Genomic DNA, 22,640 nt, shown 5'->3' with positions numbered 1-22,640 from the left:
ATTTATTTTAGAAAGAGTTTGAATAAGCGCTCTAGACAGTTTTATTCTTGACTATTAAATTGATCAAAAGTCATTTTCTTTTCGAAGTATGCTTTGTCTTTTGCAGAGAGTAAATTCTTTTTCCATTGATTGCCTTTTAATTCAAAAGCAATTGAATCAGAATAAGTTAGGATTCCCATATCAAGGTTCTCATTTTCATCATCTGGGACAAATGCAACAGTTTTGCAATAAAAAGATTTTGGATCAGAATTTTTACCTGGATTGATGATTTCCAGCCAATTACCCCAGCCGCTGTCTGACATGGTGCTCCATTGGTGTACCAATTGCAAATCTTTATTTTTTAGATAATATAAATAATTTTCATGCGAATAACCACAAGCTGGATATCCAACGGAGATTTGTAAAAATGGAGAATTTTTGGCGTTATCTGAAGTCAGTCCGTAAGAAGCCATCCATTCTGAACCTTTTTCAAAACCTTTAATGGCAATTCCAGAAGAAGCAGTCTTCGTTTTATTTTGATAAAAATCTAATCGGTATTTTACGGTAACAACACTATCCTGATCTGCTTTTTGATCTACTAGATGTGCTAAAATATAATCTGTTGAAGATTCTGTTCCATCGGTATAAATTCCGATAGTATCGGTTTTGATGATTTTTTCGTCATCTGCAATTGTTAATATTTCTTGAGGTTCAAGTATTTCTGCAATTGGAGGTGCGTCTGTAGGTCTTGTTTTTTGGCATCCGATCAAAAGCAATACGAAGAAGAGGGGGGCTAATTTCATAGTGGTTATATTAGATTCCCAAATATATATTTTTCATCGTAATTAATATTATATTTATTTAGAAAGTTCAGATATTCATCTTGAAAGCTTTGCTTTTTATGATGTTGTTCCTGATTGGCTATATATTTATAAACAGAATCAATTTGAGATTTACTGTAAGAAAAAGCGCCGTAACCTTCTTGCCATTCAAATTTTTGTTTTGTCAATTTATTTTCGTTGATATATCTTGATGATTTTCCTTTTATGGCTTTCATCAAATCTGAAATAGAGATTGTTGGCTTAAGCGCCAAAAGACATGAACGTGATCTTCAAAACCATTTACAATTAAGGTTTTACAACCTGTTTCATTTATTAAATTTCCAATGATGCTGAATATTTCATTTTTGCATTCGTTTTCAATTACCGCTTCTCTGTATTTAACTGCAAAAACAACTTGAATATAAACTTGATGAAATGTGTTTGACATTGTGTATTTTTTATCGATTACTATTTTTGATAAAAATACGAAATATCTTATAAAAATAATTATTCCATTTCATGCTAATAACTGGACTGAAGTCCAGCCCTATAATATGGGTTGTTCCTTTGGAACAGAAAAATGAGCAGTTGGCTCATTTCACTTATGGATATTCAGATCCGCTATTTGCTTGTTCCTTTAGAACAGCGAATGAGCCAGCGGCTCAAACCATATTGTAGGGCTGGACTTCAGTCCAGTTTATGGTTATTGATAATTGATAATGGGTATTGATATTGATAATGAATGATTTATCAAATTTTAAAAAAACCAGGTCGCCACAAAAATTGCTGTAATAACACAGATTAAATCAACCAAAAGCATAGTGCCTAGAGCATAACGCGTATTTTTGATATTTACAGAACCAAAATAAACGGCAATTACGTAGAAGGTACTCTCTGCACTACATTGAAAAATACTGCTTAATCTTGCCGTTAAAGAATCAGCTCCAAAAGTATTCATCGAGTCAATTAAGAATCCTCTTGAACCAGCAGAACTAAAAGGACGAAGCATTGCAACAGGAAGAGCATTGGTAATTTCTTTGCTTACTCCCAAATTCGAAAATACAAATCCGATTCCGTCACTAATAATTTCGAATAAACCACTGTTTCTGAATAATGAAATAGCAACTAACATTCCTAAAACATAAGGAAAAATGGTTACGCCGGTTTTAACTCCATTGTTGGCTCCAACAACAAAAGTGTCAAAAGGAGTAGTATCTGCTTCTTTGAATTTTTTCTCATGTACGAATGCAAAAATCAAAGTAAAAACAACAATTGAAAGTAAAATTAATCCCGAAAGGTTAGAGGTGAAGTAGTTTTTTCCAATTAAATCCAAATGATTCACATACATCAGTAAACCAACTATTGCAGCAATTAGAACCATCAAACCAATTACAAGTGAAGCACTTCTAAAATTGATTTTTTGTTTGATTCCGACAATTAAGAACGCCGCAATAGTTCCGATAAAGGAAGTAATTATACATGGCAACATAACATCAGCTGGATTACTTGCGTTTGCAGCTGCGCGATATCCGATAATTGAAGTGGCAATTAAGGTCAATCCAGAAGCATGAAGACACATAAACATGATTTGTGCATCACTTGCTTTATCTTTTTCTGGATTTATTTCCTGTAAACTTTCCATGGCTTTTAATCCAAATGGAGTTGCAGCCGAATCTAATCCCAAGAAATTGGCAGCAAAATTCAATGTCATATATGAAATAGACGGGTGATTTTTAGGAATACTTGGAAATACCTTCACAAAAACTGGACTTAAACCTTTTGCTAATTTCCCAGAAGCTCCAGAAACGATTAAAAGTTCCATCAATCCGCAGAAAAAGGCCAGATAGGCAATAAGTGGCAGAATTAAATCTACCAAAGTGCTTTTACAAGTTGGTAATAAACCATCAGATTTTTGTAGTCCACTATAAATTTTTACTGTTTTATTTTTGTAAACGTAAGTCGAGTCAGCATTTAGCGTATCACGATTGACAATCATGGTCTGATCTGGCGCCTTTTTTATGCTGTCTTTGATGAAAGAAGGAAGTTCTTCGATGTATTTTTCTGAAACTAAAATAGGATCGTCTTTCTTTCCATTCAAAACAGAATCAATGGTATACGTATTGACTGTAAACAGACTGAACACAATAAAAACAATAGAAGAAATAAAAATCGTTAACCAAAATCTGCTCAATACCATAATTCTAATTTTTTGTAAATGTAATTATTTAGCAATAATAAGCATAAAGATTTTAGTAACGAAACAAGATAGAATGGATATGAAAGGTATTTTTTAAATCAAAAAAAGTCTATTCAATGACACTTTTAGTTCCCAAATACGTTTCAAAAGATTTAATTCCTTCAAAAAGAATCTGTTTTTTGCTTGATTCAATTTCTTTAAAAAATTCCGTTTCTATTTTAACATGATCCTTTTTAACAGTCCTTTTCCAGATTCCGATTACTTTTCCGTTTTCTAAAATGATGGGTTTAAAAATACCATTGTTGGTAAAAACTTTAGATTGATGTTCGGTATTAAAAGAAGCTTCACGCGTTTTATACGAAATTAAAATCTCATCAAAAGAAGGAAGAAAAAGTACGCTTTCGCGAAAGTTATCTTGATCTAAAAGCCCTTTTTTAAACCAATATTGCTGATTATCAATGGTAATTTGATTTAATTGCAACTCTATTGCATTTAGTGTTTTCTTGCAGATGGTAACAGGAAATCCTGACCACCACGAAAAATCAGAGACAGTTGCAGGACCATGACTTTCAAAATAACGGAGAGCGAGTTTTGCTAAAGCCTCTTCTTTTGATAATTGAGTTTTTGGTTTCGGAACTCTTTCTTCAAGCAAAGCGTAAGTAATTTGTTTGCCTTTCATTTGTCCATTGCAAACCAAACCATCCAATTCGGCGTTCATCATAATCGCAGCACTCAAATAATCATCGCTTCCGGTTTTTGTAATTCCAAGTGCCTGCATGATTTCATTTCGGGTTAAATGATTATTTCCAGCTAATAGTTTTTCAATTGAATTATTGGTTTGATTTAGCTTTTTTTCATCATAACCAAAATTTTTGGCTGCAGAAGCTGTAAAACGTTTCACTTGCGGAGCTGAAAGTTCTAACATCCAAAAAATATCGTCTGGAGAAACAAAATGCCAGGTTGGGCGCAAAATATGAGTTCGAATAATTTTTCCTGAATTAATAGCTTCTTCAATCTCTTTTTCAGATGAATCGCAGCGAGAACCAATTGCCCATTTTGCCATTGCATAATCCTGAGCTTGCATGGCACCAAAATGTTTGACTACTTCCTGTGGCGAACACAAACTTGTTTTGTAAAGCTTTTGAGCAACCAAACGATAATGTGAAATCTCCTCGTGTGTCATTTTTTTAAACCATATAAGTTATATAAGTTCATTTAAAACTTTGTGCCTTTGTTTCTCTGTCCCTTTGTCGCTTTGTCGCTTCAATTACACATGAATAATTTCTTCCTCAATCAATAAATCTTCTCTTCTTAAACGAAGAAAAATCTGCGCCACGGCAATCGTATCCTTTTCGCAATACGTTACAATTCTGTCAATGTCTTTTTCTACATAAAAAACATGTGCCACCTGACTTCCGTCGATATCGCCTTTTGGAGAAGGAACTCCGAGAATCTTGGTTAACAATTTTAAAGAGGTAAAATGCTTGTAATCACCAAATTTCCATAATTCTAAAGTATCTAGATGCGGAATTTCCCAAGGTTTTTTGCCAAATAAATTCAGCTTTTCAGGAATGGGTATTTGATTAATGATCATCCTTCTTGCAATAAACGGAATATCGAATTCCTTTGAATTATGTCCGCACATTAAATGCTGCGGCTGATTGAAATGATTGTTGATTAGATTCGAAAAATCTTTTAGGATTTTCTTTTCTTCGCCAAAAAATGAAGTTACTCTAAAATTTCTAATATCTCCTTTGATAGTAAAAAAGCCAACAGAAATACAGATTATCTTTCCGAATTCAGCCCAAATTCCGGCGCGTTCGTAGAATTCTTCTGGAGAAAACTCATCTTTTCGTTGATATTGTGTTTTTAAATCCCAAAGTGATTGCATTTCCGCGTCAAGCGAATTGAAATTCTCTTCTTCTGGAACGGTTTCTATATCAAGAAATAAAATGTTATTGAGGTTTATTTTTTCAATCATATTTTTAGACTTCTTAGATATTAGATTTAAGTTTTGCAAATATGCGTAAAATTCTTACTATTTTTAAGATTTTATTTTATAAATTGACAATTGACTCCAAGTCTTACTGCTTCTTTAAAAAAATATTGAGCTAAATTTTCATCTTCAATTTCGAGAGTTATTGGAATATTTTCTAAAAGACTATCAAAATTAGCTTTGCTTTCTTTCAAACCTATTCTTAAGATTTCATTTTGCATTTTTACAAACGAAACTCCTTTTATACCCTCTCTCCAACTTTCTAAAATTATTTTAGCCATAATCTAATAAACATTAAAACAAACTTTGTTGTTGAGATGGCGATTCATGTTCCAAAAGCCATTTTTTGCGAGACAATCCGCCGGCATATCCAGTTAAAGATCCGTTTGTTCCGATAACGCGGTGGCAGGGAACTACAATCCAAAGCGGATTTTTACCATTTGCAGATGCTACGGCGCGAATTGCTTTTACATCTCCCAATTTCTTAGTTTGATCCGTATAACTTACCGTTTTTCCGTATGGAATTTCCAATAATGCTTTCCAAACTTTTTGTTGAAATTCGGTTCCTTTTGGATTTAATTTCAGATCAAAATCGGTCCTTTTGCCTTCAAAATACTCATTTAACTGCGAAACGGCATCTTGTAAAACTTCTGGAATGGTTTCCGAAACATCATTTGTACCTACATCAGAAACAGAAATTACCGAAATACCATTCTCATCTCCAATAATTTTGGTGATTCCGAGAGGCGAGTTGATGAAAACTGTTTCCATAATTTTTAACCGAAAAGGCGTTAAGGTTTACGCAAAGTTCGCAAATATTTTTGAACCAGATAAGTGATATAAGTTCATTTAAAACTTATTTCCTGTTCTTAAACGAGTGTCAACCTGAGCGAAGTCGAAGTCTTATTAAATTTGTAATGGCTTCGACTTCGCTCAGCCTAACATATAAATCTAATAGTTTTCTAAATTAAAAGAAAATTGTAAAATGCTTTCAATTTTTTCGCTGGAAATTATCTTTTTGATATTCGTTTTTTCTGAACTGAATTTTGGAGTTGCCAAATTTATTTCGATGGCTTTTTGTGTATAATATTCCTCTCTTGTTGGATGAAAAGGCGCAACGGCGTTAAAAACTTCATTCCATTTGGACTCATTGATGATTTTTTCAACAATAGCAATACAGTCATTTAGATGAATTAAATTGATGGGAGCATCTGGATTTTCTAAGTTTTCCTTTCCAGCCAGGAACTTCACAGGATGACGATCTTCGCCAATTAATCCGCCGAAACGTAAAATTGTGGTTTCGAAGTTTTGATTTCCTTGAAGGATTTTTTCGGTCAAAAGCAATTGCTTGCCGCTTTCTGTTTCTGGGTTTGGAATAGTTTCTTCTGTGATAAAATCATTATTATCACCATAAACAGAAGTTGAACTTACAAAAAGAACTTTTGTAACAGTTGATTTTTCTATAAATGGAATCAGATTTTTGATTTTTTCTACAAAAACTTTCTTGTCAGAGTCAGGATTATCTACTCGTAATTTTGGTGGAATATCAATAATTAAGATTTCGCTTTCGTTCAAAAAATTTTGAATGCTTTCAGAAACACCTTCGCTTTCAAGCGTTACTAAAAACGGATTTATTCCGGCATCTTTTAAAATAGAGAGTTTGTTTTCAGATGTAGTTGAGCCATTTACAGCATTTCCTTTGAGAATTAAGTTTTTTGCCAAAGGAAGGCCTAGCCAACCACAGCCGAGTATGCTTATTTTTGTCATTTTGCGAAGTTCAGAGACGCAAAGGTACAAAGTTGCAAATGATTATTGCCTTTAAGACTCTACGGCTGTTTTTTATGTCTGAAGAATTACTTTTTTTAAGATCTCCTGGATGTTTATAGAAATACCTGTTGTCTTTTTAATCTATTTTAATATTGTTTTTTGCGGCAATTTTTTTGAATACTTCTTCTTTGTTTTCCGATTTCATTTTTTGGTAGATTCCCGCTAAAAGTTTTTCAGAATCTTTAACATAATCTGACTTTTCATTAGTATAAATGATATGTGCTATACAAATGTTATCCAATGCTTTTTCATCGTCTTTGAGTAAGAAATAACTTTTTCCAGCTCCAAAATATCCTTCGGCATTATCAGGATGATATTGTATTAATTTTTCATAATACGAAAGAGCGGTCTTGTAATCTGATTTAAAAGTATAAACAACGCCAATATTCATTAAAGCAAAACTACCTTCAGGATAGATTTCTAGAGATTTTTTATAATATTTTATGGCATTTTCATAGTCATTTAATTGTCTGTAAGAAACGGCCATGTCATCTAGTGCCAAAACAAAAGTAGGATCTTCTTTAATGGCTAACTGAAAACTTTCAACGGCCATCTTATAGTTTTCTTGGTTCATGAAATCCTGCCCGATTGTATAAGAATTTTGCGCATTCTTATTTTTGGACTTACCATAAAAAATATCTTCTTTATTTTCCACTACAGGCGGTACCAAATCAGGACATTTCTTAGCAACTAAAGATTCGGCTCTCAGAATCATATTTTGAATTCCGTCAACAGTATTAATTGATTCCCGAATCTTCGGATCTTTATCTGTCAAAACCAATTCGCCCATATTACTGGTTAGACATTCTATATAAATATCTCTTGTAATATTCGTTTTTTTCTGAAGACATTCACATGCTTTTGAAGCAATTTTCTCTTCAATAGTTTGAGAATGCATCGCAGAGAAACTCGTAAAAACTAAAAAAAGAAGGTAATTTTTTTTCATTTTATGGTCGAATGTAAGGGTTAGCAGAATATCTATTCAGGTTTCGCAACGGGTATTATACTGTCTTTAGAAACAGCCAAACTATCTTTTACAACAACTGGTTCAATGGTTTTTACAGGAGCAGTATATCTTTTTATTTTTTGATGCAGTAAAACGGCATCATTAAGAACAAAAGGTGTTGGCATCATCCAATTGCTTCTTGGTTTAACGTTTAACAACGGATTGCTCATCAAATCAAAAGAGCTTTCCATTAAATCCATATCAAAAAGAGATGATTTCTGAATGTAGAATTCCATTACAAGTGGTTCATTCCCCACAACATAATAGCATAAAATTTTGCTGTCTTCCCTTTGTAAACGGTTTCCTTTTTCTCCTGAAGTTGCAACTCCATTTGCTTTAAAGTTATAAAACGTCATTTTCGGATTGGCATAAATATCATAACGATTTACTTTTCTGTTTGGAGTAATCTTGATTTTCAAATATCTATTATTTCCAATAACACTGTCTCTTAAAAATTCAATTGTTGGTCTCGGAACCTCGACAACTGGAGCGATAGCGCTGTAAGTAAATGTTGTATTGTATTTGCTCGCAAGCGGAAGCGTATTTAAGCCAACCGCTTTTTGATTTTTCTCACCCAAATAAGATTTTGTCCATTCGTCTAAATTGGTGTCGTAAGTGGTCCAAGAAGCAGAATTATTGTCGGCGTTTAAAACATACAACAAACTGTTCGATTTTGCTTTTCCGTATTCGTAACCAGAATTATAACCTGCGTATACGAAAAATGAAATTGAAGCCAAAAAGAAAACCACTATCCAAGCGCCTTTTCTGGCGAATGCGCCAAAAATTGGCAACAATAATCCGAAGAGTAGAACGGTTAGAATGGCACTTCCAAACAAAATTTTAAGTCCTAAACCAACAGGGAACATTACAATAAAAGGAGCAATGATTGCCAAAGCAGGAATGCTGAAGATTAAGTTCATTCCTAAGCTATAATGCTGGGTAAAGACAAATATTCCGAACAATAATATGCCGAAATAGACCGGAATAATCAAGAAACCTGCACCCGTTAAACTATTGGCTAAGTAAGCATTGATGACAATCCAAAGTAGCAAAGGCGCAACAAAATGGTTCATCGTAATTTTTGCTTCAGAAAAATGATGGTAAAAAGCAAAACAGATTGCGATACTCAAAGTTACAAAAGCGCCAATGTACGCGTGACCATTATAAGTAAATCCGTTTAAGAGATCAGAATATTGCGGATAAATTTCAAGAATAAGTTTCCATCCTAAAAAAGTTACTAATCCGGAGATGATTATAGAACCTAAAAGTGGCACAAACCCCTTAAAAATATCTCTAAATGAAATGATTTTTTTTGCTTTTCCAACAAATAAAAATAAAACCAATAATCCAAAGGCAATCAAAGTCATTGGCATTACCCAAGAAAAAGGATAACTGATGAATGAAAATGGAGCGCTGAAATAAACATTGTCTTCGGTAGATTCTGTTTTTGTTAAATCAATGTTGGTTAGGTATCTCAATAAAGGCATTAAATAAGTTCCTTGATGAGCTAAAGTTGTTTTGTTCAAATGCTGAACATCATCTTGTTGTGTATGATAATTAAAATGTCCGTCGATAAAAGCAAAATTGAAGCCTTGAATATTTCCTTGTTCTCTAAAAACAGTTAAATCAGTATCATTTGGAAGCATTTTGTAAATGCTGTACATCAATGAGTTTGAAACCGGATAAGTAGTTTTGGCGTTAGAAAATTCTCTTACCATCGCTTCATTTCCTTTATTGGTTTCCATCAGCATATAACTTGGTCCAGAAGTCCCTCGAGCTTCAAAGTTCAAAACCAAACCTACATCTTTTGCCCACGGATGTTTGTTTACGAATAAAGCGGCTCCGTTTAGACCTAATTCTTCAGCATCAGAAAATAAGATAATAATATCATTTTTTTGAGGATGTTTGGAGTAAAGAAAAGCACGAACACCTTCTAAAATAGTGGCAACTCCCGAAGCGTCATCGCTCGCTCCTTTTGAAAAAGAATGGGGCGCACTGTCATAATGTGAAAGTAGTAAAAGTGCTTTGGTATTGTTTGTTCCTTTAATGCGAGCCAAAATATTTTTTGACTTTACTAAAAGACCTTTATCATTTAGAGTAAAACCTTCTTGAACGCTTGTTTCTAAACCAATCCTGTTTAGTTCTAGTTTAAGATAATTAGCAACCAATTCATGATTGGTTGATCCGACGTAATGCGGTTTCTGTGCAATAATCTCAACTTGGTTTAAGGCTCTTTCCGTCGAAAATTCTGCGAGCGCTTCATCATCTTTAGAGATTCCTTGCGGCATCATCGTGGCGTATATTATGCCAAGTAAAGCTAAAACGCAGGTTATGGCTAGAATTGAGGTTTGGTTTTTTCTCATGGTGAATAAATACTATCTATATTTCTTTTTTAACAAGCATAAAATAATCATTGTCCAAGGAACGATAGCCCTGATCGTACAAGAAATAATATGTATTTCCTGTCTTGGTTTGCAATATATTGGTAAAGAACTCAAAATCAAAACCTTTGTTTAACATTTTGTCCCGAGTAGCTTTAGATTTTCCATCTACATTTAACTCTGCCAAAATACGGTAATTTTTGCGTAACTTGTTGTTTATATTTCGCATGAAATTCGTACTATCTTTATTCATTTTGTTATTAAAGGCGTTGCGACAGCCATCGGAACAAAATTTTTTATCTTCACGGCCAACAATTTTGGCAGAACATTCGGGACAGGTTTTCATGAATTCAATTTTTTAATTTCATAAAGATCAGATCTACGGTCTTTTAGCGTTTTTACACTTCCATGTTCGTGAAGCTCCTTCAATAAATTCAGATCAACATCAACAATAAGCGTCATTTCTGTGTTTGGCGTAGCTTCCGCTTTGATTCCGTTACTTGGAAAAGCAAAATCGGATGGCGTAAAGACAGAAGATTGCGCATATTGGATATCCATATTGTTTACTTTTGGAAGATTTCCAACGCAACCTGCTATGGCTACATAACACTCATTTTCGATCGCACGAGCCTGTGAACAATGTTTTACACGCGTGTAACCGTTTTGTGTATCCGTTAAAAATGGTACAAATAAAATGTTCATTCCTTCGTCTGCCAAAAGTCTGGAAAGTTCCGGAAACTCGACATCATAACAGATCAAAATTCCGATTTTACCACAATCGGTATCGAAAGTTTTAAATTCTGATCCGCCTTTCATTCCCCAATGAATTACTTCATTTGGTGTAATATGAATTTTGGTATACATTTCGTAAGTTCCGTCTCGTTTGCATAAAAAACCGACATTGTAAAGATTTCCGCCCTCTACATAAGGCATACTTCCCGTGATAATATTGATATTGTATGAAATAGCAAATTCTTGAAAACGCTTTTTAATTGGATCTGTGTGTCTCGCGAGTTCACGAATTGCCTCTGCTTCAGATAAATGATTGTAATCGGCCATTAATGGTGCCGTAAATAATTCGGGAAATAAGGCAAAATCAGATCCGTAACCAGAGACGGCGTCAATAAAAAATTCTGCTTGTTCAAAAAGTGCTTCCACATTATTCAACGGACGCATCTGCCACTGGATTAATCCCAAACGAATTACATTTTTCTTTAGATTAATCAGTTTTGGACTATCATCATAATAAATATTATTCCATTCCAGTAAAACAGCAAATTCTTTGGATTCTTCATCGCCTTCCAGATAATTTTTGATAACTCGCAAAACGTGGAAATCGTTGCTCAACTGGAAAGTCAAAACGGGATCATATAATTCTTTGGTTCGTACTTTTTCAATATAGGTTTTAGGGGACATTTTTTTAGCATGTTCTCTATAACTCGGAATTCTACCTGCAAATACAATGGCTTTCAAATTCAATTGCTCACACAGTTCTTTTCTAGCATCGTATAATCGACGCCCTAAACGCAAACCTCTGTAGTTTGGGTGAATAAAAACATCAATTCCGTACAAAATTTCTGCGTTGTCATTATGTGTAGAGAAAGTGTAATCTCCACTAATCTGTTGGTAATTATGTCTTTTTTCTACTAGTTTTTCATCAACAATAAGAGATAATGCAGAACCTACTACAATTCCATCCACCAAAATAACCAATTGCCCTTCAGGAAATATAGAAAGAAGTCTTTCAATATCTTCAGAACCCCAATATGAATCGGCCATTTCAGGATACGATTCAATCATTGATTTTTTCAGTTGTTTATAGTCTTCAATTTCTAAATTTCGTAATTCGACTTTATTAATTTTTGCCTGCATATAGTAAGATTTATCTCAAATATACAAAAAACAATTTCCAATTACAAACGCTTACAAATAGTTACATTCGATAGTAAATAGTTAGTTACCGACTGTTTTTGTTGGGTTGTTTCATCTTTGCACTGTTGGATTTGGAAAAGAATTCAATTTAATAATAACCTTAAAATAATATACGCCATGAACGCAATGAGAAACAAAGTACAATTAATCGGAAATGTAGGGAATGATCCGGAAATCAAGAATTTTGATAATGGTAAGAAAAATGCGCAACTTACCATTGCAACGCACGAAAAATACACGAATGACAAAGGTGAAAAAGTAGAACAAACAGAATGGCATCGCGTTATTGCTTGGGGAAAAACTGCAGAACTTATCGAGAAGTATGTCGTAAAAGGAAAAGAAATTGCAGTTGAAGGAAAATTGACACACAGAAGTTACGATGATAAAAACGGAGAAAAACGTTATGTGACAGAAGTTGTTGTCAATGAAATTTTACTTCTAAGCAAATAAATTAAAAGCTTTATCAAAGTTTTAAATTTTGACAAAGCTAACTTAATAAAACCCGATAGGTCTTAAAACCTTTCGGGTTTGCTATTTTTATAACTTACGTTAAATTATGGATGCTCCATTTACATCTGTGGTTAAAACTTCGCTCATATAATCAAAAAATGGACGCATGTTTTTAAAGGCATCTAAAGCGAGCTCCAAAAAATTCTCACTCAAAACTTCTTCATCCGAAAATCGTTTTATAACCAAAAATTGTTTGTAACGAAGCAAATCAATTGCAGGATGGTCCATTTCGAAACCTTTTGGTTTTGTTTTCAATTGTTCTCCTTGTAAAGTTCCAAAGTTGCTTTTGAAAGTTTTTGAATTTAGTATTTTCTGAAAAGTTTCAGGATCCTGTGCAAACTCTGCTCTTATTCTTTTCAAATCCGCAGCGCTTGGTCCCCAAAAAGCTCCTGCGAAAAAGCTGTTTCCTCCTTTTTCCAGATGAAAATAATAGCCACCGCGTCTTGCAGCAGTTGCACGAGTATAACTTCCGCCCCAATAATATTTGAAAGGAGTTTTGTCTTTAGAAAAACGAATATCTCGATAAATTCTGTAAACGCTTTTTTTGCCCGAAGTGTTTTCTAAAACATCGGTTTTGGAAAGTTCTTTCAGCAAAGCACCAGCAAAGTTTTCAATATGGTTTAATTCGATTAAATATTGTGTTTTATTGGCTTCAAACCACGGTTTGTTGTTGTTTTCTTTTAATTGAACTAAAAAATCAAGACTTGATTTCGGGATTGTAATAGTGTTTTCCATAATGAATTTAAAAATCGAAAGAGACTGCAATTTAAAACTAAAAAACCCACCAGAGAAATCTGATGGGTTTTTCTATATTTTGTTAAGCAGTTTTTTTGAATAAATCAAACATAGGACAACGTGAGCAACGCTTCTTTTCGCTTTTTTTATATTTCTCACAGCAAGAAGATTTGCAGTTTTCAATCTTCTTAATCTTCTCAAGGATAACTTTATTTTTTTTGTCTTTTTTATCCTTTTTTTTGTCCTTGTCTTTTTCTTTCTTGCCCAATTTTCCTCTGTATTATAAAAACAGAGACAAATATAAAGGAAAAAAGTAATTTTTAAATATTCTAAATAAACTTTAACTTTTTTTATTTTGGATTAATAGCAATTGAGCTAGTAACTGTTAATTGCTGAATATCACGGTCAAACAAGTAAAGTCCACCTTTGTCATCACCAATCAAATTGATTTTGTCTAAGATTGATTTTGCTGTAGCTTCTTCTTCAATTTGTTCAGAAACGTACCATTGTAAGAAATTATGACTTGCATAATCTCTTTCTTCAAAAGTAATATGCACCAATTCGTTAATTGATTGAGAAACAAAAAGTTCATGGTTGTAAAGCTCCTCGAACATTTCTTTGAAAGTTGAATACGTTGTTTTAGGCGCTTTTAGATCTGTAACTTGAGCGTGTCCGCCACGTTCATTTACGTATTTTACCAATTTAAGCATATGCGCACGCTCTTCGTCTGACTGAGTGTACATAAATTGAGCAATTCCTTCTAATCCTTGTACTTCAGCCCAACAAGCCATTGAAAGATAAGTTTGTGAAGATTCTGCTTCTATTCTGATTTGCTTATTTAAAGCCGATTCAATATTTTTTGATAGCATAATATGTGTCTTTTTGGTAAAATTAATAAAAATTATTCATTCCGTTTTTTCGGGAACACGAAAAACGCAATGAAATTATTGCGATTTAATGCTGCCAAAAGAAGCTGGGTTTGAAAATAATGCCTTATTCATAATTGGATTTCCGTTGTCTTCCATCATAAAACCATCGGTAAATTTTCGCATAATAAATTGTTTGGTAGCACTGTCGTAGTAACTTAAAATGTAATAATCTTTTAGTTTCAATGTAGTAAACAATGATATCTTTTTATTGATATTTAAAAAGTAGAATAAATTATCTATTGCAAATGGCTCTTGCTTTTTGTCTTTTGTAAGATCAAATTTTTCATCAAATACAGCATCGAAATAAACCATTTTGCTTATAGAGTAAGGTACCCGTTCTCCGAAATCACCAAAAGAATCAGGTTGATAATAGAAGTCTGAATATTCTCCATAGCCGCTAAAAGTAATAAAATTGCTTTTTTTGTTTTTAAGTACAGAAATACCAGCTGGAAGTCCGTCTAGATGTTTTAAAAATTTTGCAGTATTATTTATTTGTTGAGGCCTTCTATTGTCAATTTGAACAAAGAAAGGAGAAGTTTTAAACGGAATACTATCATTTTTTGAAATTGAATATTTCTTAATTGTATTTCCTGAATCAAAATCTTTTACTTCAAACAAAAGCTCTTCTTTACTGGCAAACATTTGAAATAGTTTTTTATCATTATAAAATGAATTTGATGTTCGCGATTCTTTTTGAGAATCAGGTAAGTTAAAAGTTTTTTCCTTAATGATTCCACTTTTCATATCAATATCAAAGGCTTGTGTTTTTATCAAACTATTGTCAAATGTCAGAATCATACTATCGTCAAGTACATAAAGCTTGCTTATTTTTGAGGCAAGGTCTATTGGATTAAGAATATCCGATTCCATTTTGGTAATGGGAAAGTATTTTATCAGTGCGTTAAAAGAAAAGTTTACGTTTCTGTCATTTTTAAAAACAAAAGTTGAAAAATCAAGCATTTTTATTTCGCAATTACCGTCTTTGAATTTGTAAAGAAGCAAATGTTCGAAGTCTTTTTCTTTTGCAAGAATATAAAAAGCATCGTGTTGTTGGAAAGAGGTAATGATGTATTCGTGATTACCAGGGAAATTGAAATTTAAGGATTTCGAAGTCTTGGTATCTAGATCATATTTGTTAATTAAGATATTTTTAGAATTTTTGGAAATCCAGAATAACATTGGTTTGTTTTCCTGATTTATGGTGTAACCAAGTAAATTTCTGTCCTTTTCATACTTTATGGAATCAGTAAATTGATTGGTAAGAAATACAGATTTATTGTATTTCAAAATGGTTATGTTTTTATTGTCCCATGCAAATGCGTAGATGTCATTCGTTTTTTCATCTTCTACATTTAAAATTTGAGTCTGTCCTAAATTATTTAGATTTAGGGGAAAAGTATTTAAAACTGTTTGACTCAACAGGATTGTTTTAGAAAACAAAAGTGAAAGTAGTAGTAGTTTTTTCATAGATATAATGCATCAAATTTTATTCCAAACGTAAAGACATTTATATTGTATTAAATTTACGCAATAAAAAAGTCCTTAAGAAACTTTCTTAAGGACTTTTGAAAAACAATTAATAAGAGAATTATTTTACGATGAAAGTAACTCTTCTGGCTAATCTTCTAGCTTCATCAGAATCTTTTTGAATTGATGTATCTGCTCCATTTGCAATAACATTTAAACGAGAAGAAGCAATTCCTGCCTTTTCGAAAATCGTTTTTACGTTGTTTGCTCTAGTATTTGATAATTTTTCATTGTATTGTGCACTTCCAACCTGATCAGCATAACCCACAAGATCAAGTGATGCAGATGGATTTTTTCTTAAATAATTTAAAACAACATCGATAGCAGCAGTTGAGTTTTCGATTGGAGTTGTTTTGTTGAAATCGAAATACACGCTGTAATATTTGTCATTGATCATTTTTTTGATCAAATCATTATCAACTGGCTGAGCAATTTGTTTTTCAATAATTGTTTCTTTTGGCGCAGGGATATTTTTGATTTTATTTTCAAGCTCTGCAATTTTATTCTCTAAAGGAGATAGATCAACGTTGTCATTTGAAATTACCGTCCAGTCAGCATGTTTTGTGTTTTTACCTAAGTAAATATTTAAACCAACAGTTCCGTTAAAAATCAACCCAGAAAAACCTCTGTTATCTGCAACATATGCTCCGTCAAAAGTACGATCTTGCGATGCGTTTAAAATAGTAGAGAAATCTCCAGTTAAAGCAATTCTGTTTGATAATCTGATTTGTCCAGTTACACCAGCAATAAAGTTCCCCACTTCATCAGCTCCTTTAAAATTGTCATTTCTTAACTGACCATAGCCAAAACCAGCATGACCTAATAAACCAAAAGTATTAGTCCAAGTTTCAAAATTCATGATTCGACCTAAATTGGCAACAGCCTGTAAATCTACTCTATAATATTTTGAATCAAAATCAAGAGAGCTAGATTTTGCAGTAAAACTGTTGTAGCCAAAGTCAACTTTTAAACCAAATTTGTTGTTAAACATATATCGAACTCCTAAATCAGCTACAAACGGGCTTGGCGTAGAAGTAAAATAATTCTCTGAGAATGGGCGTTGAGGTTTGTTAAGCCCACCAGCTAATTCTATAGACCATTTATTAAATCCGTTGTTACTTTCTGTTTGCGCATGTACTCCTGTTAAAGCCAGGGCAAGTGCAAGAGTCATTACAATTTTTTTCATTGTTATTTGAGATTTTAAATTTGACTCAAAACAACAATATTTTGTAAGTAAAAACTTCCTTTAAAAGTCTAAAATATGTTAGTATAAGGTTAATTTGGGTTTGTGGATGGTTAATCTGTTTTTAAAAAGTAATTTGACTTTAGTTGAATCCATCTGTAAATTTTCGCAAAACATATTCTTTGGAATATAGGTCATAGTAACCTAAAATACTGTAATGGTTTAATTTTAGAATATTTGGAAGAAAAACTTCTTTACGACTGTTGATAAACGAATAGATTTTATCAGCTGCTAAAGGTTCTTGGTTTTGGTTGGTTGTTTCCAGTTTTTTGGTCCAAACACTTTCGAAAAAGACAGAATAATAGGTGTCCAGATTATAATAATTCGGAGAAGCAAAATCGCCATAAAAATCATCCATCAAACTGAAAGGATTTATAGAAATTGATTTTGATTCTATACCTGTTCCTCCCAAAGTAAAAAAGAGATTTTGTCTGTTTTTGAAAACTGAAATACCAACATCTGTAGAGGATAACGATTGCAAAAACTTAGCGGTGTTTTTTAATTCTTTCGGTTTGCGATCATTGATTTGAAGTAGTAAAGGAGAATTTTTAAATTGAATCGTGTCTTTTTTTGAAACTGAAAATGTTTTTACGGATTCGCCCGATTCGTAATCTTTAATATCAAATAAAAGCTGATCAGAATTAACACAGATTTGATACAACTTGTTTTCATGATAATAAGAATTTGTTCTTTTTGGATTTTTTTGAGGAACAGGCTGTAAAAAAGTCTTCTCTTTAATCTCTAAATTCTCCAAGTTAATATCAAACAATTGAGTCTTTCTGAGACTTTGATCCAAAGTTAAAATTAACCGATTGGGAAGTGTGTATAATTTGCTTTTAGCCGAAACTTTAAATAACGGATTATATTCTCCAGCATCCATTTTTTCAATCGGATTTTCCATCAGAATCTGATTAAATGATTTTTGCTGGGTTTTTCGATCACGGAAAACAAAAGGAGAGAAGTCAAGGAATTTTTCTTCTGCTATTCCGTTCTTAAAGATAAAAACAGTCAATCCCTGTTTTTTCCTATCTTTCATCAAAATATAAAAATTATTGTCTTTTTGATAGTAAGTCAAAAGTGATTTTTCGTCAAGCGGAATTTGAAACTTTAAGGCTCTATTCGTGTTGTTCTCCAGATAATACTTGATCAAAACAATGCTTTTTTCTACCGCAGAAAACCAGTATAAAGTTGGATTTCCATCTTCGCTAAAACTATAACCGATTAAAGATTTGTCTTCAACGAATTTTCGTGAGGTAGTTATTTTTTCTTTTAAAAAAATGGCACTGTTGTATTTTAATATAGAGAGACTGTCTGGTGTTGCTATAAAAGCAAATATCTCATGAGTGACGCTGTTTTCTGCGTTTAAAATGGCACTTTGTTCTTTCTTGTTTTTAAAATCTACGGGGTAAGAAGTCAATACTGTTTGACTTAGTAAAACAGTACTAAAGAGTAAAAAGAAAAAAAGAAAGATTTGTTTCATGTTTTACACTAAAAAGGATTATTTCTTAATCATTCATAAGTTCTTGAAAATAATCTACAAACTGCCCCACATGCATTCCGTCCATTAATCCATGATGAACGTAAACGGCCATCGACATGGTTCTTTTTCCGGTTTCAGAAATCATCATTTTGCCAAATGAAATTTTTGGACAGCTGTCTGGATACGTGAAACTCCTTGCGTGTGTAATGGAGCTAAAATTCAACCATGGAATTGCTGAGAAATGTATTAGGTTATCATCATCAAAAGATCTTGTAAAAAGTCCTGTCGTTTTTTGAATACGATCGATTTCCGTTAATACAATTTGCTCAAATGTTTTAAAATCTGGATGATATTCGATTAATGAAAATCCGAAAGTGCCATCTTCGCGACCGATTGTTGCCGATGCATCAACACGATCATTAATGAAGATTTGATTGTCTGAAATTCGATATTTAAAATTTTCAATGGCATTGACAGCAGCCAAGGTTTTATGCAAATAGAAAATGAAAAAAGAAGCATTCAAGCTTTTTGCGGTTTGATACGCTTTGGTACAATCTATTTCTACAGTGACACCAAAAAATGGTTCTTCCATCTGTTTGAAATGCGCAAAATGCTCTTTTCTATTCCAGTTTTCTAAGTCTAAAAGTGTTTTCATTATAATAAATTCGGAACAACTTCTGCAATAGTTTCAAAGGAACTAAAGTGCTCGTGTTCTATGGTATGATTAATTTTTTCGTGCTCCCAAGTCGTATGAAACGGAATGTGAACGGCATAAGCACCAATTCCTAAAACGGGAAGAACATCTGATTTTAATGAGTTTCCGATCATCAAAAATTCATGTGCTTGTATGTCCAAACGTCCAAGCAATTTTTGGTAATCAACTTCTTGTTTGTCTGACATTACTTCGATATGATGAAAATAATGTCCCAAACCAGAACGATGTAATTTACTGTGTTGATCTTTTAAATCGCCTTTTGTGGCAACAACCAATTTATATTTTCCTTTTAAGGCTTCAAGAGTTTCTTCGATTCCGTCTAGAAGTTCGATTGGTTTTTCAAGCAGTTCTTTTCCGTATTGAATGATTTTTGCAATGACTTCAACAGGAATGGTATTATTTGAAATGTTCATCGCAGCCTCAATCATCGAAAGAATATAACCTTTTATTCCGTATCCATAAAAAGGCAGATTGGCAATTTCAATTTTGAATAATTCCTGAGAGATTCCTTGATGCGAAAGATAATCTTCCATCAAAGCGCAAAATTTATGTTCGGTTTCTTGGAAATACGGTTCGTTTACAAACAAAGTATCGTCGGCATCAAATGCAATTACTTTTAGGTTTGGTATTTTAGTTTTATGTAACATGATGTTTTTTGTTTCAAGTGTTTTTTGTTTCAAGTTTCAGGTTCGTTTGCCACGACCAGAGCAATAGCGAACTGGCGAAGCAATTTCACGAATTTCCACTAATTTTTTAGCCACAGATTAAAATGATTGCGAGGATTTTTTGCCTTGAATGTCTAGAGTTTAATCTGTTTTTTTACCGCAAATTCCGCAAATTAGCACAAATTCCTTTTTGTTAAGATACAAAAATTAATCTTTATAAATTCGTTTAAATCCGCGTCATCCGCGTTCTGTTCTTTAACTCTTAGAAAACAATCTTTTCAAAGAAATCGTTTTATCGTAAAAAGTAATTCGGATTCCGAAAAGCAGAATGATTCCGCCGAAAACCATTTGTAAAGTTATTTTTTCTTCCAAAAACAACCAAGCCAAAATCGAGGTAATTACCGCTTGGCTCAATAAACTCAATGAAACTCTGGTTGCGCGCATGTGTTGTGTTGCGTAACTGATCGAAAGCCAGGCACACAATTGACAAATTACAGCTTGAAGTACCAAAACAAACCAGCCCGCATTTGTAAAACCTGTAAAAGGTTCGTTTTGAGAATAACATAAAATTCCCAAATAAATGCTGGAAGAGGTCAAACTGATCGTCATGAACGAAAGAACATCAACTTGCGATAAAACATTTTTGCTGATTAAAAGATAAATCGAATATAAGATTCCGGATAAAACCGCAAAAAGAAATGCTTTATCAAAATTCAGATCCACAAAAAACTCAAAACCCACCAAAGTAATCATTCCGAAAAGTGAAACTACAGTTCCGATCCAAAAATTAGTGGCTGGACGAACTTTCAAAAAGAAAAAGGAACCGATTCCGACCCAAACTGGAGATAAATTTGTCAAAAGCGAAGCCTGCGTCGCGCTTGATTCCTGAATGGCGATATTCCAAACGGCAACATCCGACGAGAATATAACGCCGCAAAGAGCCGCCAAAAGCAAAAATTTTGGTTTAGGAAGTTTAAAATTTCCTGTAATAATGACATAAGGTAAAAGTAAAGTAACTGCAAAAGCCATTCGGTAAAATGCCGAAATTAACCCTGGAGTTAAACGTAATTTTACCAAGATTGGAAAGATTGAAATACAAAGTATTCCCGCAATTAAGGCTAATCTTGGTTTGGTAATTTTCATTGAAAGTAATATTGATTAGCTTATCTAAACGAAATGTTTACTCTGAAAAGCTAAAAATTTGATATTTTTTATTTTGTTTATTATAGTTTCCTAAATACAAAGAGGTGTTGAATTTAAAAACGATTAAGTCTTTGTATATTTCTTTGCTAAAAAGGGGTGTATTCTCGTTAAGCTCTTTGTTATCTTCTAAAAATAATCTCGCTTTTTCAAACGCTGAAATGGCAATCTTATCATTTAAATGATTAAAATTAGCATCAAATAAACAATTGGTGTAAACAACATTTTTGTCTTGGTAAGAAACCAAATTTCCAATTGTATAGCGGGATGTAAACCCGAAGGATATTGATGGTCCGCCAAAACCGCCACCGCCAAAACCTGGACCCATTCCGCCACCGCTACTGTGAGAGATATCTTGTGAACTTCCGATCACAGTATAATACAACCCATTTAATTTATAACAAGATATTCCTGGAGCCGAGTTATTGATTTTTCGTATAAACTGTTTTGGTTTTTCTAGAACCTTTTTATTTTTAATGCTTTTCATTTCCTGAAAAACATCTGTGTTTTTATAACTTATCTCTTCATCTCGTAAAGTTTTAAACTGATTAATTCTATTTCCATCTTGATCACTAATGGTGAAAAATAAAACATTTGGGGTTGTTTTTATTTGTAGAATCTTATCATCAATTAAAAAGGAATTTGACTTAGGTAAAATAAAATCAGATTCTTCTTTGTCTAATTTAGGTTGTTCAATCGATTTTAAGCTTGCAGTAAAATCGTTGAGGTTAATTTTCAGTATAGCCGTTAAATCGGTATTGTTGTCAAAAGTAAAAATGATTTCATCGTTTTTATACGTGTAGACCTTAAGTTTATTTGAGCTTAATGCTAATGAAGGCGGACTATCATTATGAATAGTTTCAATGGTAGGATCCTGGAATAAATCAGATAAGATATAATACAAACCTACATCGTGACCAAGATCATTCTTAAATTGAAAGTTAGACAAGTCTACCGTTTTTTCATTTAAATTTCCATCAGCATCAGAAATATAGAGTTTTAATATACTCGTGTTTTTGATAATAGTAATCAAATAAAATGTATTGTTGATCGTAATTTCTTTAATTACTTTTTCCTTTTTTAGTGATAAATTAAGCGGTTTTGCTTGTATCTCTTTTTTTTCAAAATCAAACGACTGCACATTTATCTGTTTTCTGTCTTTGGATCCCCAGAAAAGAAAATAATTGTGTTCTTTTTGGCTATAGCCGATGATTTCTGCATATGTTTTTTCTGGTCTTGCTGTTGAAAGAGAATCTTTGATTTCAAATTTACTATCAAATCTTACGGAGGATATTTTTTCTTTATCATTTAGAAATAAAATAACTTCTTTTTCGGCTTCGTTTGTAACCTGAAAATAATCTCTTTTTCTTTCTAGTTTAAAATCAAATTCTTTTACAATTTCTTGAGAAAATATACTTGAACAGCAAAATAAAAGAACTAAGAATATGTAATTTTTGAGCATAAAAAGATTTGTTTTTGAGAAGTTTTTCTTTTACA

22 protein-coding genes and 1 pseudogene are annotated in these 22,640 nt (G+C 32.7%); 1 reads left to right on the top strand and 22 read right to left on the bottom strand.

The window, feature by feature from the left end; genetic code table 11:
* Positions 1-41: 41 nt before the first annotated feature.
* From K6T82_RS12915 to K6T82_RS12860, 12 genes and pseudogenes are all read right to left on the bottom strand, one after another.
* The gene (locus K6T82_RS12915; RefSeq protein WP_223706304.1) at positions 42-782 is read right to left on the bottom strand and encodes a hypothetical protein; all 741 of its coding nucleotides are present in this window, start codon (positions 780-782) and stop codon (positions 42-44) included.
* 5 nt (positions 783-787) lie between these two features.
* Positions 788-1,248 (bottom strand): annotated as a pseudogene (tnpA, locus tag K6T82_RS12910) (IS200/IS605 family transposase).
* A gap of 309 nt (positions 1,249-1,557) precedes the next feature.
* Entirely contained in the window at positions 1,558-2,997 is a 1,440-nt protein-coding gene (locus tag K6T82_RS12905; protein WP_223706302.1) for a nucleoside recognition domain-containing protein, read from the bottom strand.
* A gap of 109 nt (positions 2,998-3,106) precedes the next feature.
* Positions 3,107-4,180 (bottom strand): winged helix DNA-binding domain-containing protein, encoded by a 1,074-nt coding sequence (locus K6T82_RS12900; protein WP_223706300.1) that lies wholly within the window; start codon positions 4,178-4,180, stop codon positions 3,107-3,109.
* Between the two features lie 84 nt (positions 4,181-4,264).
* A complete protein-coding gene (locus K6T82_RS12895) occupies positions 4,265-4,978 on the bottom strand; it encodes a 3'-5' exonuclease (RefSeq protein WP_223706298.1) in 714 nt (237 codons plus the stop codon).
* A gap of 71 nt (positions 4,979-5,049) precedes the next feature.
* Positions 5,050-5,274 carry a hypothetical protein gene (locus tag K6T82_RS12890; protein WP_223706297.1) on the bottom strand — a complete coding sequence of 75 codons (225 nt, stop codon included), beginning with the start codon at positions 5,272-5,274 and terminating at the stop codon, positions 5,050-5,052.
* Positions 5,275-5,287: 13 nt separating this feature from the next.
* Positions 5,288-5,764, bottom strand: a complete 477-nt coding sequence (locus K6T82_RS12885; protein ID WP_223706295.1) for a methylated-DNA--[protein]-cysteine S-methyltransferase — start codon at positions 5,762-5,764, stop codon at positions 5,288-5,290.
* Positions 5,765-5,944: 180 nt separating this feature from the next.
* A complete protein-coding gene (locus K6T82_RS12880) occupies positions 5,945-6,760 on the bottom strand; it encodes a Rossmann-fold NAD(P)-binding domain-containing protein (protein WP_223706293.1) in 816 nt (271 codons plus the stop codon).
* A gap of 136 nt (positions 6,761-6,896) precedes the next feature.
* The gene (locus K6T82_RS12875) at positions 6,897-7,766 is read right to left on the bottom strand and encodes a tetratricopeptide repeat protein (protein ID WP_223706291.1); all 870 of its coding nucleotides are present in this window, start codon (positions 7,764-7,766) and stop codon (positions 6,897-6,899) included.
* Positions 7,767-7,798: 32 nt separating this feature from the next.
* Positions 7,799-10,189 carry a M28 family peptidase gene (locus K6T82_RS12870; RefSeq protein WP_223706289.1) on the bottom strand — a complete coding sequence of 797 codons (2,391 nt, stop codon included), beginning with the start codon at positions 10,187-10,189 and terminating at the stop codon, positions 7,799-7,801.
* Between the two features lie 16 nt (positions 10,190-10,205).
* Complete coding sequence (locus K6T82_RS12865) at positions 10,206-10,553, bottom strand: hypothetical protein (RefSeq protein WP_223706287.1); 348 nt, start codon at positions 10,551-10,553, stop codon at positions 10,206-10,208.
* Positions 10,550-12,079, bottom strand: a complete 1,530-nt coding sequence (locus K6T82_RS12860; protein ID WP_223706285.1) for a bifunctional GNAT family N-acetyltransferase/carbon-nitrogen hydrolase family protein — start codon at positions 12,077-12,079, stop codon at positions 10,550-10,552. The genes K6T82_RS12865 and K6T82_RS12860 overlap by 4 nt, the downstream gene beginning before the upstream one ends.
* A 177-nt stretch (positions 12,080-12,256) precedes the next feature.
* Here K6T82_RS12860 and K6T82_RS12855 point away from each other — a divergent pair, with 177 nt between their 5' ends.
* Positions 12,257-12,589 carry a single-stranded DNA-binding protein gene (locus tag K6T82_RS12855; RefSeq protein ID WP_223706283.1) on the top strand — a complete coding sequence of 111 codons (333 nt, stop codon included), beginning with the start codon at positions 12,257-12,259 and terminating at the stop codon, positions 12,587-12,589.
* 99 nt (positions 12,590-12,688) lie between these two features.
* On the opposite strand, the gene K6T82_RS12850 is transcribed toward K6T82_RS12855, so the two are convergent.
* The 10 genes from K6T82_RS12850 to K6T82_RS12805 all read right to left on the bottom strand — a co-directional run bounded on the left by K6T82_RS12850 (position 12,689) and on the right by K6T82_RS12805 (position 22,605).
* Positions 12,689-13,384, bottom strand: coding sequence for a DUF2461 domain-containing protein (locus tag K6T82_RS12850; RefSeq protein WP_223706281.1), 696 nt, complete (start codon positions 13,382-13,384; stop codon positions 12,689-12,691).
* An 82-nt stretch (positions 13,385-13,466) separates the two neighbouring features.
* The gene (locus tag K6T82_RS12845; protein ID WP_144216676.1) at positions 13,467-13,652 is read right to left on the bottom strand and encodes a hypothetical protein; all 186 of its coding nucleotides are present in this window, start codon (positions 13,650-13,652) and stop codon (positions 13,467-13,469) included.
* A gap of 82 nt (positions 13,653-13,734) precedes the next feature.
* Positions 13,735-14,253, bottom strand: a complete 519-nt coding sequence (locus K6T82_RS12840) for a ferritin (protein WP_144216678.1) — start codon at positions 14,251-14,253, stop codon at positions 13,735-13,737.
* A gap of 75 nt (positions 14,254-14,328) precedes the next feature.
* Complete coding sequence (locus K6T82_RS12835; RefSeq protein ID WP_223706280.1) at positions 14,329-15,780, bottom strand: hypothetical protein; 1,452 nt, start codon at positions 15,778-15,780, stop codon at positions 14,329-14,331.
* 121 nt (positions 15,781-15,901) lie between these two features.
* Positions 15,902-17,026 (bottom strand): OmpA family protein, encoded by a 1,125-nt coding sequence (locus tag K6T82_RS12830; RefSeq protein ID WP_223706278.1) that lies wholly within the window; start codon positions 17,024-17,026, stop codon positions 15,902-15,904.
* Between the two features lie 139 nt (positions 17,027-17,165).
* A complete protein-coding gene (locus K6T82_RS12825; RefSeq protein ID WP_223706276.1) occupies positions 17,166-18,563 on the bottom strand; it encodes a hypothetical protein in 1,398 nt (465 codons plus the stop codon).
* Positions 18,564-18,588: 25 nt separating this feature from the next.
* Positions 18,589-19,218, bottom strand: coding sequence for a chloramphenicol acetyltransferase (locus K6T82_RS12820; protein WP_223706274.1), 630 nt, complete (start codon positions 19,216-19,218; stop codon positions 18,589-18,591).
* Positions 19,218-19,925: an HAD family hydrolase gene (locus tag K6T82_RS12815; protein WP_223706272.1), complete on the bottom strand. Its 708-nt coding sequence runs from the start codon at positions 19,923-19,925 to the stop codon at positions 19,218-19,220. The genes K6T82_RS12820 and K6T82_RS12815 overlap by 1 nt, the downstream gene beginning before the upstream one ends.
* Positions 19,926-20,198: 273 nt before the next feature.
* On the bottom strand, positions 20,199-21,086 hold the full coding sequence (locus tag K6T82_RS12810) for a DMT family transporter (protein ID WP_223706270.1): 888 nt from the start codon (positions 21,084-21,086) through the stop codon (positions 20,199-20,201).
* Between the two features lie 37 nt (positions 21,087-21,123).
* Complete coding sequence (locus K6T82_RS12805) at positions 21,124-22,605, bottom strand: hypothetical protein (RefSeq protein ID WP_223706269.1); 1,482 nt, start codon at positions 22,603-22,605, stop codon at positions 21,124-21,126.
* Positions 22,606-22,640 lie beyond the last annotated feature (35 nt).

The organism is Flavobacterium potami (assembly GCF_020026915.1).
GTDB lineage: Bacteria > Bacteroidota > Bacteroidia > Flavobacteriales > Flavobacteriaceae > Flavobacterium > Flavobacterium potami.
The sequence above is the reverse complement of the archived record's forward strand: the minus strand, read 5'-3'. Positions and strand labels throughout refer to the sequence as shown.

Excerpts from the sequence above, each read along its gene's own strand:
- K6T82_RS12805 (WP_223706269.1), bottom strand. The coding sequence starts at position 22,605 with ATGCTCAAAAATTACATATTCTTAGTTCTTTTATTTTGCTGTTCAAGT.
- K6T82_RS12860 (WP_223706285.1), bottom strand. The coding sequence starts at position 12,079 with ATGCAGGCAAAAATTAATAAAGTCGAATTACGAAATTTAGAAATTGAA.
- K6T82_RS12870 (WP_223706289.1), bottom strand. The coding sequence starts at position 10,189 with ATGAGAAAAAACCAAACCTCAATTCTAGCCATAACCTGCGTTTTAGCT.
- K6T82_RS12890 (WP_223706297.1), bottom strand. The coding sequence starts at position 5,274 with ATGGCTAAAATAATTTTAGAAAGTTGGAGAGAGGGTATAAAAGGAGTT.
- K6T82_RS12885 (WP_223706295.1), bottom strand. The coding sequence starts at position 5,764 with ATGGAAACAGTTTTCATCAACTCGCCTCTCGGAATCACCAAAATTATT.
- K6T82_RS12880 (WP_223706293.1), bottom strand. The coding sequence starts at position 6,760 with ATGACAAAAATAAGCATACTCGGCTGTGGTTGGCTAGGCCTTCCTTTG.
- K6T82_RS12820 (WP_223706274.1), bottom strand. The coding sequence starts at position 19,218 with ATGAAAACACTTTTAGACTTAGAAAACTGGAATAGAAAAGAGCATTTT.
- K6T82_RS12830 (WP_223706278.1), bottom strand. The coding sequence starts at position 17,026 with ATGAAAAAAATTGTAATGACTCTTGCACTTGCCCTGGCTTTAACAGGA.
- K6T82_RS12850 (WP_223706281.1), bottom strand. The coding sequence starts at position 13,384 with ATGGAAAACACTATTACAATCCCGAAATCAAGTCTTGATTTTTTAGTT.
- K6T82_RS12840 (WP_144216678.1), bottom strand. The coding sequence starts at position 14,253 with ATGCTATCAAAAAATATTGAATCGGCTTTAAATAAGCAAATCAGAATA.
- K6T82_RS12855 (WP_223706283.1), top strand. The coding sequence starts at position 12,257 with ATGAACGCAATGAGAAACAAAGTACAATTAATCGGAAATGTAGGGAAT.
- K6T82_RS12810 (WP_223706270.1), bottom strand. The coding sequence starts at position 21,086 with ATGAAAATTACCAAACCAAGATTAGCCTTAATTGCGGGAATACTTTGT.
- K6T82_RS12895 (WP_223706298.1), bottom strand. The coding sequence starts at position 4,978 with ATGATTGAAAAAATAAACCTCAATAACATTTTATTTCTTGATATAGAA.
- K6T82_RS12915 (WP_223706304.1), bottom strand. The coding sequence starts at position 782 with ATGAAATTAGCCCCCCTCTTCTTCGTATTGCTTTTGATCGGATGCCAA.
- K6T82_RS12905 (WP_223706302.1), bottom strand. The coding sequence starts at position 2,997 with ATGGTATTGAGCAGATTTTGGTTAACGATTTTTATTTCTTCTATTGTT.
- K6T82_RS12835 (WP_223706280.1), bottom strand. The coding sequence starts at position 15,780 with ATGAAAAAACTACTACTACTTTCACTTTTGTTTTCTAAAACAATCCTG.
- K6T82_RS12865 (WP_223706287.1), bottom strand. The coding sequence starts at position 10,553 with ATGAAAACCTGTCCCGAATGTTCTGCCAAAATTGTTGGCCGTGAAGAT.
- K6T82_RS12825 (WP_223706276.1), bottom strand. The coding sequence starts at position 18,563 with ATGAAACAAATCTTTCTTTTTTTCTTTTTACTCTTTAGTACTGTTTTA.
- K6T82_RS12900 (WP_223706300.1), bottom strand. The coding sequence starts at position 4,180 with ATGACACACGAGGAGATTTCACATTATCGTTTGGTTGCTCAAAAGCTT.
- K6T82_RS12815 (WP_223706272.1), bottom strand. The coding sequence starts at position 19,925 with ATGTTACATAAAACTAAAATACCAAACCTAAAAGTAATTGCATTTGAT.
- K6T82_RS12875 (WP_223706291.1), bottom strand. The coding sequence starts at position 7,766 with ATGAAAAAAAATTACCTTCTTTTTTTAGTTTTTACGAGTTTCTCTGCG.